The sequence below is a fragment of the Corynebacterium pseudotuberculosis genome, assembly GCF_002155265.1.
Taxonomy (GTDB): Bacteria; Actinomycetota; Actinomycetes; order Mycobacteriales; family Mycobacteriaceae; genus Corynebacterium; species Corynebacterium pseudotuberculosis.
The window spans coordinates 1,031,196-1,043,338 of the sequence record NZ_CP021251.1 but is presented as its reverse complement, the minus strand read 5'-3'; the positions used below and the strand labels follow the sequence as shown (position 1 = coordinate 1,043,338).

The window sequence follows — 12,143 nt, the reverse complement described above, 5'->3', positions numbered from 1 at the left end:
GTAGTCTAGCTGCCTAAAACTCCCTCAATCATCCTTTTTGCACGAGCCAGCTCGTCGCCAGAACTTTTGTCGGAAAAATTTTCTGCGGGCGTGCCGTCTTCGGTCACTTCTGATGTCCCTCGTTCCCCAATCTGGCCTTCATACCAGGAGTCTGCCGGACAGAATTCCTGGCACTCGCTCTCGGGGATCACTTCCGCCAGTTGTACTAGACCGCGATCCGCCAGATATTGATCAAAATTCCGTGAAATGCTCACAGAGAGCCACCTTCCTCGTCCCATTCCAAGTCCATGTGAGAACTTTTTGTTGTTCACATTTCTGCACGTTCCGGCTTCCTTTTACGCGCACCTTGTCTGTTCAAACAAAGCGACGCCTATTGCTTCCGTGCGCTCTTTCTTTTAGTGTACGAGCGCATTCAACATTGATCCCCTAGAATCTCCCCGCGAGCCCCCTGAACTGGATTTTTCTAGAATTTGTGCCCTACAAAAGCCTTACTTGCCCCGTTTTCTTTGTAGGCCGCATCTCACGGCACGTAGATACCACTATTATTAATCACGTGCTTTTCCTTCGACGCCACCTCACGGGATTTCAGCTCGCTTTGCTCCTACTCCCTTTACCGCTGGCAGCGGCAATTGAGTTTACATCGACAGGAAACTTTGCCCTCATGCTAGCTGCGCTGTTTGCTGGATTGTGTGCAGCACTCGGCATTAAGAATCATCGTTGGCAACTGGCGCTGTGGGGAAGCCTCTTTGCCACCATCGTCGGCTATGCGCTGGGCAGCTATTGGACAAGCTCATCCAACTGGGCATTAGTCATCTTGGCAGGCGTACTCGCAGCCAATACGTCGCCCCGCTGGATGTCTATCACTGCAGCGGTTACCGCAATACTTATCCCACTGCGGCTGGTATTTTTTGACGTGTCCATGATTATCATATGGTTGCTCGTTATTATCGCGACCATAGTGAGCTTTGCAATTGGCGCTATTGTCCACTCTGAACGAGCGCGCTTGAAAGACCATGAAGCCGCAATTACAGCACAGGTAAAAAATGATATTGCGGATGATCTCCACGACATCGTGGCCCATGAAATCGCCGGTATCGTTGTCCTAGCGCAGGCTGGACGAGCACAAAAAAATTCCGGCTCAAGCCAACTTTTGGAACAGATTGAATCATCTGGAAAGCGCGCCCTGGAGGCAATCCGGGACACAGTGTCTCAAACCCGCACCGCGCCAGTGAGCGCCACAATCGCGGACATCGAACGCCTAGTCAACGATTTCGCAGGAGAGACTACTTTTACCGCGCGCACTCAAGCAAGCACCAAAACTCTTATCACGGCGGAACGTGTGATCTCCGAGTCGCTCACCAACGTGCTAAGACACGCCCATGGCGCAGCAATATCCGTAAGATTAGAGGACGTAGCACAAGGACTAAAGATAATAGTTGAAGATTCGGGTGGCCTTCCTACTCCCGGGCTAAATAATGGCTCCGGAAGCGGGTTATATAGCTTAGAAAAACGCATACGTGCGATGGGAGGGCTTTTCAGGCTGGCCCGCATGAAAAAGGTTGGAAAGTGGAGGCTGTAATACCATGATTCGTATCGTGCTTGCCGACGACCAAGCCATGGTGCGTACCGGATTCCATATGATCCTTGAAGCCCAACCCGACATGGAGGTGGTCTATGAAGCATCTGACGGCGTGGAGGCTCTCGAGGCCATCAGCAGACTCCGACCAGACGTAGCTTTGCTAGATATCCGAATGCCGAGAATGAACGGGCTGCAAGTTGCTGAACAAGTTGCTCCCCAGTTGGCCACGGTGATGGTCACAACCTTTAACGATGACGCCTACGTGGACACAGCCTTAGAGTACGGAGCGCGTGGATATCTGCTCAAAGATGCTGGGCCAGAACTACTCGTAGAAGCTATCCGTTCTGCGTATCGTGGCGATGTACTCATCTCCCCCGAAGTACTCTCGCTATTGCTCGACCGCCGTTCTAAGCCTAATACTAGTTCTTCCGATCTTCCGCTGACCTGTCGAGAACTCGAAGTCGCACGACTTATTGCTTATGGACGCACAAATCAAGAAATCGCCACAGAACTCTTCATTTCACTTTCAACGGTAAAAACCCACGTCGCACGGATTCAAGAACGCCTAGATGTCCGGAATAGAGTCGAAATTGCGGCCGCATTATGGCGATCGGGAGAAATGTCCGCGTAATACTTTCGGCCGATGTATCGGCACATCATTTTCATCTCCTGGATTGATTACAACACACGCATTATTGGCAAAGATAGATCGTGTGAAAAATCGTATTGAGTGGCTCGACGTTGTTCGAGGAATAGCATTGTGTGGAATCGCATTTGCCAACATTGGCACTTTGTGGAAGATTGCTGCGCCCAGGAGCTTCTCCTACGACCTTATGCAGTTGCTAGTTCAGCAACGTTTCTTTCCGGTCTTTTCTTTCCTCTTTGGCCTTGGATTCGGTTTAATGTGGGCTAAGGGGTACGGGCGTATCCCCTTGCTGCGCCGTTTCTTGTTCATTGGTGCCTTGGGGGCGCTTCATCAATTGATACATCCGGGCGAGGCGCTCTTATTTTATGCCGCAGCCGCCTTATTCATTCTGCTCCCCTCTACCTACATGCCCCGAGCATGGACTCTGGTTTTTGGCATCGTAGCAACGGTCCTTGCAGCGCCTTTCGGCGGACCACTCCTGATTCCAGGCTTGTTCCTCCTAGGCAGCAGTATCTCCCAATTCGGAATCCCTTATCTCTTAGCAGAAAAACATCGAGGTCCTGCCTATGCGCTGACAATTTTTATCCCCATTGCTGTCATCGCTAGTTGGTTACAGTGGCAGAACAAAATCAACGCTGGTTTTAGTTCTGAATCGGCAATCGCCGGACTGGCAATTGCAGCCACGTGGCTCTGCGTCGCTATCCTGGCAATGCACACACCGGCCCGCTCCTTTTTACAAGCAGCTTTTGCGCCGATGGGCCGTCTTGCGCTTAGCAACTACATTGGCGCCACACTCATCATGCTAGCTAGCAGAAAAATGTTCGACATTCCGGAAACCTCAGAAGCTTGGGATATCGCGTTTTTCTTTGTCGCCGGCATGCTCGTTGTACAGATTCTATGCAGTTGGATATGGGACCGGGCTTTTGGCCAAGGACCGTTAGAGAGGCTTTGGCGGATGGTCACATGGTGGAGCTTTACCCCCAAGCGCTCAAATAATTATGTACGCACTACTCCATCGGAAACCGTTAATAACGTACGGCAACCCGTTCTGGAGAGCTAAATACATAGAATTTTTCATCCCAGCTCCATGCTTGGAAAAGCTACTGAGAGACCCCCTAGCCCAAACGGGTTAGGGGGTCTCTCAACGTATTGCGAGCGCTATCATCTTCCAGAGCTGAACTAGCTAAATTCGGAGATACGCTGGGAATACGATATCAAAAATCGATACTGTGGCTATCTTTTATTTTTGATTTTCAAAAGCTTGGACATACCCTTCAACGGTATTCTGTACCAGCTTATTCAGGAACTCTCCGCCTTTTTGATAATTTCCAGGAAGGGAAGCGATGTCGGCTGGATTGTCATGAATAAGGTTGACCGTATCCTGCACCTGTGCGGTAATTTCTCCCAGACCTGCTTCAAAATTCATGGCAGCCTGAGAATTTGCGGCTTCCATATCAATCGGCTCAGGTGCAACATTCTCCGGGAACTTCTCCTGTACCCAAGGTATATGTGCGCGGTTAGCTTGAACCCATTGGTCCACATCCTTGGCCTCGCCTGACAAAGTACGCATCGGGGTATGTGGCTCAGTAGACTCCGGCAAAGAGAAACGCTCATTGACTTTGCCGTCCGGAATACCATATGCAGCTTCAAGAGCAGTATCAATAGGTTGAGCTCGAGCAAGAAGGCCTAGGAAGCCGAGTGAAGTCACGCCGATGGCTTCGCCTGTAACCGGGTTGAAATTAATTCCGCCAGAGTCGCCAGATAGAACCAGCCCTGCAAACCACACACCGTTTTGCGTCCTCATAAACTGAACGCCACAAGTACGGCCGCTGGTTTGTCCGTCTTTACAAATCGGCTGACCGAAGTTGTCAAAAGAAACTTCCCCTTCACGCAAATCACGGTGATCTTTAACGCTGGTCAGAACCACGGGCTTTCCATGCCGACGGCCTTGGTGATCAACGGAATCCGCTACTCGCGTCAGTTTGACGTCATCCTGCAATGCAACGGTCGACCAGTCTACGGGATCAATAATGGTATTTGCAGGCTGAGAATCTACAATTGGCGCGCCGCGATCGCGTACTCCAATCAGTTTAGAGTCGCCCAGAAGAGGAGCATATACTTCCGGCACAGGCTGGATCTGCGTCGCCTTCAACACCATGGATACAATGCGCTGCAGTAACCATGACACGCTTGCGTGTTCCGTCCGGGAGCGTAACCGTCCCAGATAGGCCCTGTGAACACGTGACTTGAGCAGTAACCCACTTTGGTACTTCTTTGGGGGCATCAGCAAACGATGCCAGCTCCGTGCGCATTGGAGCTCCAGGAGCTACTTCTGCGGCCATAGCCGATGAAGCAAATGTTACGGCACTTGCGATACTCGCTGCTGAGGCCAAAGCCGCAATAGCTGCCCTGCTTTTCATAAAAAGACTCCCCTATCCAGGATTAGTAGTTAATTTTAGACTTCTAAAAGCACACGCTAAAAGTGCATGCTGAATAGAATTAAGCTGCGAATGTACTAATGGCCGCCACAGTATTAAATACGATATGCGCAACCATGGAAGCCGCGATATTTTTCCTAAAAATAAGATAAATCGCGATGAGAGAAATGGTGCCCGGTAGGTAGAAGGCGATTCCTGCCGGATCAAAAGGCGCGTGGAAGTACAAGAAAGTGACTCCGGATATAACCGCCATCACAGCCACTATTACCTTGCTCTTCGCCCAGCCTATAAGCGCTTCACGGAAGACCAGCTCCTCAACAATAGGAGCGAACAGAGCAAGAACCAGCGTGGCAAGAACTCCTCCCGCCCCTTTTAAAGACCCTTCAACCGCAGCCTGATTCTCCGATCCCCCAATGCCATCAATAAACTGCGTTGAAATTGTGATCGCAATTGTCTGAAAAAACAGAAAGCCCACAATAACCAACGCAAGCTTGCGATACTTGCCCTTAAGGTTATGAAAGCCCTGAATAATCGGCCCATTAAAAACGAATATGCCGATTACAGCGGACAAAACAATGCCAAATTGAATAGAGTTTTCAGCCCATGCATCGCCAACAATGGATGGTAAGCCAACAGTCAGTGCAAAATACACAATAATAAATAAGAGACTTATTACAATCCTGTAGTCTCTCAAAAGATTTCGCATCGCAGCTATTTTAATCATCCTCCAGCTAAGGTTCACTCACTAAACAAGCAAAACCCACACAAACGTATTAGTTTTAGGCATGCTGATGGTTTAGTAGCAATACCTCGCTGTAGCCCATACTCACAGCTTAACGAATGTGATTTTGATTATACTCTTGCAGGTATACAAGAAATACCTTATCGTAAACCTTGTTTTTTCCTAAAAAATACCCCCGAATAACTAAGCTTTCGACATGCTTACCTCCGACGAGAGGAGATGCCAAACAAAGTCTTCAGGAAATACGGGCGAACGGAGCGAAACCTTCACCCCTGCCCCAAATTACTGATGAATTGCCGCGAGTAGATATCGCCACAAAAGAAAAAGACCGTTTAATTAAACGGTCTTTCTAAGTTTGTGCGCCCGGAGAGACTTGAACTCTCACGTCCTAAGACACTGGAACCTAAATCCAGCGCGTCTGCCAATTCCGCCACGGGCGCTCAGCGCACTATCATTGCGCAACGTGTGATAATACTACAGGTCATTGGGGAATTTTGAAAAACGCCAGGTTCTTCCCCTTAAAAAGAAGTTGGCTTTAACACATTAACGAGTATCCTAAGACACTGTGAATAACTCCGACCAGACTTCCCTTGAGCCTCCCACGGCCCCTGAGCCACGGCGCTTCCGAGTCCGGTTATGGCATATTGTTTTTCTTGTACTCGTCATCGTGGCCACGCTTTCACTGGCGTGGTGGCAATGGACCCGTTTTAGGTCTGGAAGTGGTTCATTCCAAAATTTAGGTTACGCGTTACAGTGGCCGTTTTTCGGCGGATTCTTCGTCTATGCGTATCGCAAGCTCATGGAGTATGAGAACCAACGCTATCTCAGCGATTCTGAATTCTATGGCAATACCACGGAGACTAAAGACCACACACAAGAAAAACTTCCTTTTACAACTCTTACGCAAGAAGAGAAAAGTTCCACTGAGATCGATGAGTCCTTCCTGCCTCAACGTAAAACCTTGACGGTGGAAGAGTTTAATCAACTTAACCAGCAAAAACGGCGTCGTTAAACCGTGATAAATGAGTTAATTCCCGCCGCAGTTTTTTCTCTGTAAACTTGTTACCTGAAGATCACAACTAGGAGCCTATAAAGCAGTATGACTACCTCTACTCCGATTCACCCAGAACGCAAGCGTCGTGTGCGGCAGGCGCTTCGTTATTTTTCTATTTCCGCTTGGGCAACCGGCGTTATGCTGCTGGTTCTTGTCGTACGGATGATTTGTCAGTATGGGCTCGGGCTGGAAATCCCCGAATGGGGTAAATACATTGCCCAGGTTCACGGATTACTCTACATCGTATATCTCGTGGCCTCCTTGAATTTGGGAACCAAAGCCCGTTGGGAGCCGCTCAAGTGGCTCATCACTGCCCTCGGTGGTGTGGTGCCCTTCCTCTCCTTCTTTGTCGAGTCATGGCGACGCAAGGATGTTGAGAAAACTTTCCAGCTCAACGAGTCCTAACCTGCACTAAAGCAGATACGCACAAAGCTCGGAACTAGTTCTTAGATCTAGTTCCGAGCTTTAGCTTTCTAGCTGTCTTGAATAATCCGCGAGATAATGGGAACCAATTGTTTTAATGCTTTCCCTCGATGCGAAATCGCATTCTTTTCCTCCGCAGAGAGCTCCGCTGAGCTGCGGTATGTTCCCGCAGAGTCTTCTTCGCCGGGGACAAACAATGGGTCATAACCAAAACCGTTGTCGCCTTGAGGAGCAGTGAGCAAGCGTCCCTCCCAACGCCCCTCGACAAGATGTTCCGTTCCATCAGGAGTGACCAAGGCACACACGGAAACGAATGCTGCTTGTCGACGCTCCTCTGGAACATCACTCATCTGTTTCAAAAGCAGATTGTTGTTAGCGGCATCGTCACCATGGCTACCAGACCACCGAGCAGATAAGACGCCGGGCATCCCATTGAGCTCTTCTACCATTAAGCCGGAATCATCCGCGATGGTAACTAATCCAGTATTTTTTACCCCAGCGCGTGCTTTAATCAGTGCGTTATCGGCAAAGCTGCGACCATCTTCTTGGGGCTCTGGATAGGGTTCCACGGCTCTGAGCGGCACAATCTCCGCACCCGATACGCCTGACGCTTCCAGGATTACTTCTAATTCTTTGAGCTTTTTAGCGTTGTTAGATGCTATAAGGATTCTCATGCAATCCCCAAGGCCGCTTTTTGTGCTGCTACTAACTCGGTGCATCCTTTCTCAGCAAAGTCGAGAATACGGGCGAGCTCATCGCGATCAAATGTATTGTGTTCGCCGGTTCCCTGGATCTCTACAAAGCGACCGTTCTGCATAATCACGTTCATGTCTACATCGGCACGGGAGTCTTCCTCATAGGGCAAGTCAAGACAAACAGCACCGTCAATAACGCCCACAGAGACGGCAGCCACAGGATCCTTCAACGGATTTCCTGGTACCACGCCTTGTTTTTGCAGGTGTGAGATGGCGTCGGCAAGCGCCACATACGCACCTGTAATCGATGCTGTGCGTGTTCCACCGTCGGCCTGCAAAACGTCGCAGTCGATGTTAATAGTATTCTCTCCCAGCTCAGAGAGGTCTACGGCAGCACGCAGTGAACGGCCGATCAATCGTGAGATCTCATGAGTACGTCCCTTAACTTTCCCCCGCATAGATTCCCGCGGATTACGGTCTAGCGTTGCTGCTGGCAGCATAGCGTACTCGGCTGTTAGCCAGCCTTCTCCGGAATCTCTCTTGAAGCGGGGCACTCCGATTTCTGCAGATGCAGTACACATAACTCGGGTATTACCGAACTCGACCAGCACGCTGCCCGCGGGGTTAGTGGTAAAACCACGGGTGATTTTCACGGTACGCATTTGGTCAACTGCGCGGCCATCGGCGCGCTTAAAGTTCGAAGTAGTCATGTCAACCACACTACTGCAGCGCCCTCTGGCTAAGACGATTAGATGTGGATTTCCATACCTTGGTAGGAGATATCAACGGGGCCATCAAACTCAGAACGTGCCTTTTCAAGAGCGGCCTTTGCATTTCCCCACGGAGGTATATGCACAAGAATGAGCCTCTTTGCTCCCGCAATGCGCGCGATACGACCAGCTTCTTCCCCACTCATATGCATGTTGGGAACTTTGCCCTCACTGGTTTCCCCCCAGGTAGCCTCGCAAAGAAAAACATCAGCGTCCCGCGCACATTCGATCAGATTCTCTGTATAGGAGCTATCACCGGAATACGCAACAACCTTGCCTGAGCGTTTATGTTCAACTCGCAGCGCAAATGACTCGATAGGATGCACAACAGAGTAAGGAGTAATGGACACGGCTCCGACGAGCTCTTCCTTTGCGTTTTGCCACGGAGTAAACGCAAAGGTATCGGACATGTCATCGATATTATCCACGGAATCAGCACTCAGCCTCCCCAATCGAACGGGGGTATCCGTTGGCCCAAAACACAGGTTCCGCCCCTTTGCCGCCGCCGTTGGGTGGTAACGACGCCACACTAAGAGGGAAGGAAAATCCACACAGTGGTCAGCATGCAAGTGTGAAAAAACAACATGGGCGTCGGAGGGATTCTGGGCGCGTTCAAGCTGCGCTAAAACTCCTGGTCCCATGTCCATGAGAATGCTGGGGGCATTATCCATCTGAATGAGGTACCCGGAGGCAGCGTTGTCGGGGGCGCCCAGGCTTCCGGAACTTCCGAGGATGGTCAGCTTCATGTTTTTTACTGTGCCACGATTGCGTATCAAGAGCGAGCGGAAGACAGCCCGTTCCGCTAAGTGGTATGAACTTTACACCTCCCGTAACTTTTCGACGTACGTCACATGCGGACCGAGAAAACGCATGGCAAGCTGCTCAAATAGGGCTGGGTCTCCTGTTGACTCAAAAGAACGACTAGGCGGCTTATCCGCGGTTGCTTCGGCAAGCATATCGTTGCGGCTAAGTACCTTGAGCACGTCTTTTACGCATTCCTCTGAAGAAGAAATAAGGGTCACGTTATCCCCCACGGCCAACTGAATCACACCCGTCAACAATGGGTAATGAGTACACCCAAGAACCAGAGTATCTACCCCCGCGGATTGCAGCCCTTCCGTATAGCCTTGGGCCACTCCCAAGATTTGGCGCCCCGACGTGATGCCCCGTTCTACAAAACTCACAAAGCTTGGGCAGGCTTGCGCATAGACTTCTACTCCTGGGCTTGCTGCAAATAATTCTTGATAAGCACCAGAGGCAATCGTTCCTTGGGTGCCCAACACGCCAATTTTTCCGTTGCGAGTGGCAGCAACAGCTCGTCGCACAGCGGGAAGAATCACGCCTACTACTGGAATGCTATAACGCTCGCGTAGATCGCGTAATGCGGCTGATGTAGCGGTGTTACACGCGATCACAATCATTTTGCAGCCGCGGGCCACCAGCTCATCACCGATCCGCATAGAAAGCTCTCGGACCTGAGCAATCGGTTTTGAACCATATGGGCTGTTCGCCGTATCTCCGATATATATCACGGATTCTTGGGGGAGCTGCTCCATGATCGCACGGGCTACTGTTAACCCGCCCACTCCGGAATCAAAAATTCCTATCGGCGAGGAAGCGTCGATTGTGCCTTCATACACAACCGACGGTTTCACACTCGGTGCTTCTGGATGTAAGGAATCCGCCCCTAGGTCTTTTTTCACATAAGCCATGCTAACCCGGTTAGCAAAAACTGGGTAACAATCGCGGCACCTCATCGCTGTGCCCGTTAGGGAGTAAAAGTGATTAAACGCGATGAAGAGCCTGTTGCTCCCGGCGCGCCTTCAGTGCTGGCGGATCATCGGAGGTGATGGTGGCGCCTGCGATAAGCCCGCCTATAGCACCAAATAAGTGTGCCTGCCATGAGACGCCAACGTCGCCAGGTAAAACACCCCAGATCAGACCGCCATAGATAAACGCTAAAACCACACCGAGTACTACTTGGGAGAAGCTCTTATTAAAAATTCCCCGGACTACTAAATATGCGAGCCACCCATAAATCAACCCGGAGGCGCCGATATGGGTGGTGCCAATACCGCCAAAGATCCAGGTCCCCATGCCGCCGACCACCGCAGTAATCATCGTGACTTCCCAAAAAGGTCGGCGACCCGATAGCCCTATGAGGAACACAAAAATTAATCCCGGAAGAGTGTTTGCAGAGATATGCATGTAGCTCCCGTGCACGAGTGGCGAGGTAAAGATATGCCAGATCGAGGAACCATCAAGGGGGTGCACGCCAAGTTCTTGGGCAAGGGTGCCGCCAAAAAACACAGTGTTCACAATGTGAACTGCCCAGATGACCACTACATAACCTAAGGCTAATACTGTAGCGTCGGCTAAGCGTTTGCGCCCCATAGAGCACAATGAAGTCCTCTTCACACCTCGCTGTACCGCCCTATTCACAGGATAATCCGACGTTGGAAGATACTGTGTTCCGTACTCATGAGGAAGGTACCCACCGCTAGTTGACACACCACCGTAGGTTTTCTTATCTGATTGAGCATAGGGATTAAATCGGTTCGTCATAATGAAGCACAGCCTAGTAAAGAAATATCGCAGTGACATCCTCTACAGCTAGCAAAACCCTGGGAAAATGCCCAGGCTACTGACAGTAACCGGGGGTCCCCGCTTTCCAACTCAGCTGCCCTGTCTTATCCCATCATTGCATTAAGCAATGATTCTTGGTTATAAGCCAACCACTCGACCAAGCTCTCTCGGTCTTGTTCGGCATCTTCTCCAAAGACCTCTCCAGATGCCACATAAAGACGAATATCGTTGAGAGCCGCAACCCAAGCGTGCGCTTCTGTTTCCGTAATATCCACGTGAACACCACCGTCGGGGCCAAGTGCCTGACCAAGGACGTACAAGTGCTCGATTTTTGCGCGCGTAATATCTGTCTCGTGCAGGCAGCGCAATAAAGAATTATCCCCCTCAAATTCCTCATCGCCTTCCTTTTCAAAATCTGGAAGCAAACGCGCCAGCGCAGGATCTTTAGGGGCTTCTTTATGCCCACTAGGCATACCGGTTAGCTCTGCCAACTCGTCTTTGGGCGCAGATTGCGCGCGGTGGATGAGTGCCTCGCTGACAGTAGATGCAAGGTTGCCAAGGACTTCTCGTTCCATTGGCTCAAATACACACGCAAAGTGAACCCCACGCATGAGGCCTTTCTTTTTCTTCCATGGCTGCATAGTGATTTATGCCTTTCAATCAAAGGAGCACTCAGTTTTTCGCTTTATAAGCGTTATAGAACGCATCTGAGGGGCAAAGGGGCCCTGAGAAAGCTAGCCGCCCTGCTGCATCGTGGCCCACAGGCCAGCGGTGTGAAGCTTTTTCACATCGCCTTCAACCTTGTCGCGCTCCCCGGAGGAAACTACAGCTTTGCCTTCTGTATGAACCTGCATCATCAACTCGATAGCACGACGCTTGCTGTATCCGAGAATCGTTTGGAACACATACGTTACGTAGCTCATCAGGTTGACTGGATCATCCCACACGATGCACATCCAGGGTAGATTTTCGCTGGAAGCCACGTCTACTGATAGGGCCTCGTCAAGCTCTGGGGTAGCCATCGGAGAAGACACCACAACATCCATGGTGGGTGCTAAAACGACAGAAGGTAGCTCGTTAAGGGAATGAGTCACATCTTCTTGTTTGACTTGCATACAACACAGCCTAGCCCAATTCCTTAGTTGTTCCGCATGGAACTTTCCTTATCAGACTCCTATAAGGACTGGAATAAAAATAGCCATACAGTGAG

Annotated in this window: 16 protein-coding genes and 1 tRNA gene; 5 read left to right on the top strand and 12 right to left on the bottom strand. The window is 50.4% G+C overall.

Features of this window, described 5'->3' with window-relative positions:
- Positions 1-5: 5 nt before the first annotated feature.
- Positions 6-311, bottom strand: a complete 306-nt coding sequence (locus CpATCC19410_RS04935) for a hypothetical protein (RefSeq protein ID WP_013242503.1) — start codon at positions 309-311, stop codon at positions 6-8.
- Positions 312-553: 242 nt separating this feature from the next.
- Between CpATCC19410_RS04935 and CpATCC19410_RS04930 the strand changes: the two genes are divergently transcribed.
- The 3 genes from CpATCC19410_RS04930 to CpATCC19410_RS04920 are packed head-to-tail and all read left to right on the top strand — an operon-like array spanning position 554 to position 3,285.
- Positions 554-1,579, top strand: coding sequence for a sensor histidine kinase (locus tag CpATCC19410_RS04930; RefSeq protein ID WP_228026785.1), 1,026 nt, complete (start codon positions 554-556; stop codon positions 1,577-1,579).
- A gap of 4 nt (positions 1,580-1,583) precedes the next feature.
- Positions 1,584-2,210, top strand: a complete 627-nt coding sequence (locus CpATCC19410_RS04925) for a response regulator (protein WP_014522460.1) — start codon at positions 1,584-1,586, stop codon at positions 2,208-2,210.
- Positions 2,211-2,253: 43 nt separating this feature from the next.
- Positions 2,254-3,285 (top strand): DUF418 domain-containing protein, encoded by a 1,032-nt coding sequence (locus CpATCC19410_RS04920; RefSeq protein ID WP_014300900.1) that lies wholly within the window; start codon positions 2,254-2,256, stop codon positions 3,283-3,285.
- 180 nt (positions 3,286-3,465) lie between these two features.
- Here the strand turns inward: CpATCC19410_RS04920 and CpATCC19410_RS04915 are convergent, their stop codons facing one another.
- The 4 genes from CpATCC19410_RS04915 to CpATCC19410_RS04900 form a co-directional block, all read right to left on the bottom strand.
- Positions 3,466-4,353: a chymotrypsin family serine protease gene (locus CpATCC19410_RS04915; RefSeq protein WP_228026787.1), complete on the bottom strand. Its 888-nt coding sequence runs from the start codon at positions 4,351-4,353 to the stop codon at positions 3,466-3,468.
- The gene (locus tag CpATCC19410_RS04910; protein ID WP_014522461.1) at positions 4,316-4,645 is read right to left on the bottom strand and encodes a hypothetical protein; all 330 of its coding nucleotides are present in this window, start codon (positions 4,643-4,645) and stop codon (positions 4,316-4,318) included. Before CpATCC19410_RS04910 ends, CpATCC19410_RS04915 begins: the two co-directional genes overlap by 38 nt.
- Before the next feature lie 79 nt (positions 4,646-4,724).
- On the bottom strand, positions 4,725-5,387 hold the full coding sequence (locus tag CpATCC19410_RS04905; protein ID WP_013242508.1) for a CPBP family intramembrane glutamic endopeptidase: 663 nt from the start codon (positions 5,385-5,387) through the stop codon (positions 4,725-4,727).
- Between the two features lie 376 nt (positions 5,388-5,763).
- A tRNA-Leu gene (locus CpATCC19410_RS04900) sits at positions 5,764-5,845 on the bottom strand.
- A 125-nt stretch (positions 5,846-5,970) separates the two neighbouring features.
- Between CpATCC19410_RS04900 and CpATCC19410_RS04895 the strand changes: the two genes are divergently transcribed.
- Together CpATCC19410_RS04895 and CpATCC19410_RS04890 are read left to right on the top strand one after the other, a co-directional pair.
- Positions 5,971-6,417: a hypothetical protein gene (locus CpATCC19410_RS04895; RefSeq protein WP_013242509.1), complete on the top strand. Its 447-nt coding sequence runs from the start codon at positions 5,971-5,973 to the stop codon at positions 6,415-6,417.
- Positions 6,418-6,504: 87 nt separating this feature from the next.
- Complete coding sequence (locus tag CpATCC19410_RS04890; RefSeq protein WP_013242510.1) at positions 6,505-6,864, top strand: DUF3817 domain-containing protein; 360 nt, start codon at positions 6,505-6,507, stop codon at positions 6,862-6,864.
- A 68-nt stretch (positions 6,865-6,932) separates the two neighbouring features.
- On the opposite strand, the gene rdgB is transcribed toward CpATCC19410_RS04890, so the two are convergent.
- From rdgB to clpS, 7 genes are all read right to left on the bottom strand, one after another.
- Positions 6,933-7,556: an RdgB/HAM1 family non-canonical purine NTP pyrophosphatase gene (gene rdgB / locus CpATCC19410_RS04885; protein WP_013242511.1), complete on the bottom strand. Its 624-nt coding sequence runs from the start codon at positions 7,554-7,556 to the stop codon at positions 6,933-6,935.
- Positions 7,553-8,287, bottom strand: a complete 735-nt coding sequence (gene rph / locus CpATCC19410_RS04880; protein WP_032802570.1) for a ribonuclease PH — start codon at positions 8,285-8,287, stop codon at positions 7,553-7,555. Before rph ends, rdgB begins: the two co-directional genes overlap by 4 nt.
- 38 nt (positions 8,288-8,325) lie before the next feature.
- Positions 8,326-9,093: an MBL fold metallo-hydrolase gene (locus CpATCC19410_RS04875; RefSeq protein ID WP_013242513.1), complete on the bottom strand. Its 768-nt coding sequence runs from the start codon at positions 9,091-9,093 to the stop codon at positions 8,326-8,328.
- A gap of 72 nt (positions 9,094-9,165) precedes the next feature.
- Positions 9,166-10,059 (bottom strand): glutamate racemase, encoded by an 894-nt coding sequence (murI, locus tag CpATCC19410_RS04870; protein WP_014401345.1) that lies wholly within the window; start codon positions 10,057-10,059, stop codon positions 9,166-9,168.
- Positions 10,060-10,132: 73 nt separating this feature from the next.
- Entirely contained in the window at positions 10,133-10,951 is an 819-nt protein-coding gene (locus tag CpATCC19410_RS04865; RefSeq protein ID WP_014522753.1) for a rhomboid family intramembrane serine protease, read from the bottom strand.
- Positions 10,952-11,037: 86 nt separating this feature from the next.
- On the bottom strand, positions 11,038-11,574 hold the full coding sequence (locus tag CpATCC19410_RS04860; protein ID WP_013242516.1) for a DUF2017 domain-containing protein: 537 nt from the start codon (positions 11,572-11,574) through the stop codon (positions 11,038-11,040).
- A gap of 93 nt (positions 11,575-11,667) precedes the next feature.
- Positions 11,668-12,048 carry an ATP-dependent Clp protease adapter ClpS gene (gene clpS, locus CpATCC19410_RS04855; RefSeq protein ID WP_013242517.1) on the bottom strand — a complete coding sequence of 127 codons (381 nt, stop codon included), beginning with the start codon at positions 12,046-12,048 and terminating at the stop codon, positions 11,668-11,670.
- Positions 12,049-12,143 lie beyond the last annotated feature (95 nt).

Bases quoted from the DNA above. Each gene is read 5' to 3' on its own strand.
- CpATCC19410_RS04925 (WP_014522460.1), top strand. From the start codon at position 1,584: ATGATTCGTATCGTGCTTGCCGACGACCAAGCCATGGTGCGTACCGGA.
- CpATCC19410_RS04910 (WP_014522461.1), bottom strand. From the start codon at position 4,645: ATGAAAAGCAGGGCAGCTATTGCGGCTTTGGCCTCAGCAGCGAGTATC.
- CpATCC19410_RS04905 (WP_013242508.1), bottom strand. From the start codon at position 5,387: ATGATTAAAATAGCTGCGATGCGAAATCTTTTGAGAGACTACAGGATT.
- CpATCC19410_RS04890 (WP_013242510.1), top strand. From the start codon at position 6,505: ATGACTACCTCTACTCCGATTCACCCAGAACGCAAGCGTCGTGTGCGG.
- rdgB (WP_013242511.1), bottom strand. From the start codon at position 7,556: ATGAGAATCCTTATAGCATCTAACAACGCTAAAAAGCTCAAAGAATTA.
- rph (WP_032802570.1), bottom strand. From the start codon at position 8,287: ATGACTACTTCGAACTTTAAGCGCGCCGATGGCCGCGCAGTTGACCAA.
- CpATCC19410_RS04875 (WP_013242513.1), bottom strand. From the start codon at position 9,093: ATGAAGCTGACCATCCTCGGAAGTTCCGGAAGCCTGGGCGCCCCCGAC.
- murI (WP_014401345.1), bottom strand. From the start codon at position 10,059: ATGGCTTATGTGAAAAAAGACCTAGGGGCGGATTCCTTACATCCAGAA.
- CpATCC19410_RS04865 (WP_014522753.1), bottom strand. From the start codon at position 10,951: ATGTCACTGCGATATTTCTTTACTAGGCTGTGCTTCATTATGACGAAC.
- CpATCC19410_RS04860 (WP_013242516.1), bottom strand. From the start codon at position 11,574: ATGCAGCCATGGAAGAAAAAGAAAGGCCTCATGCGTGGGGTTCACTTT.
- clpS (WP_013242517.1), bottom strand. From the start codon at position 12,048: ATGCAAGTCAAACAAGAAGATGTGACTCATTCCCTTAACGAGCTACCT.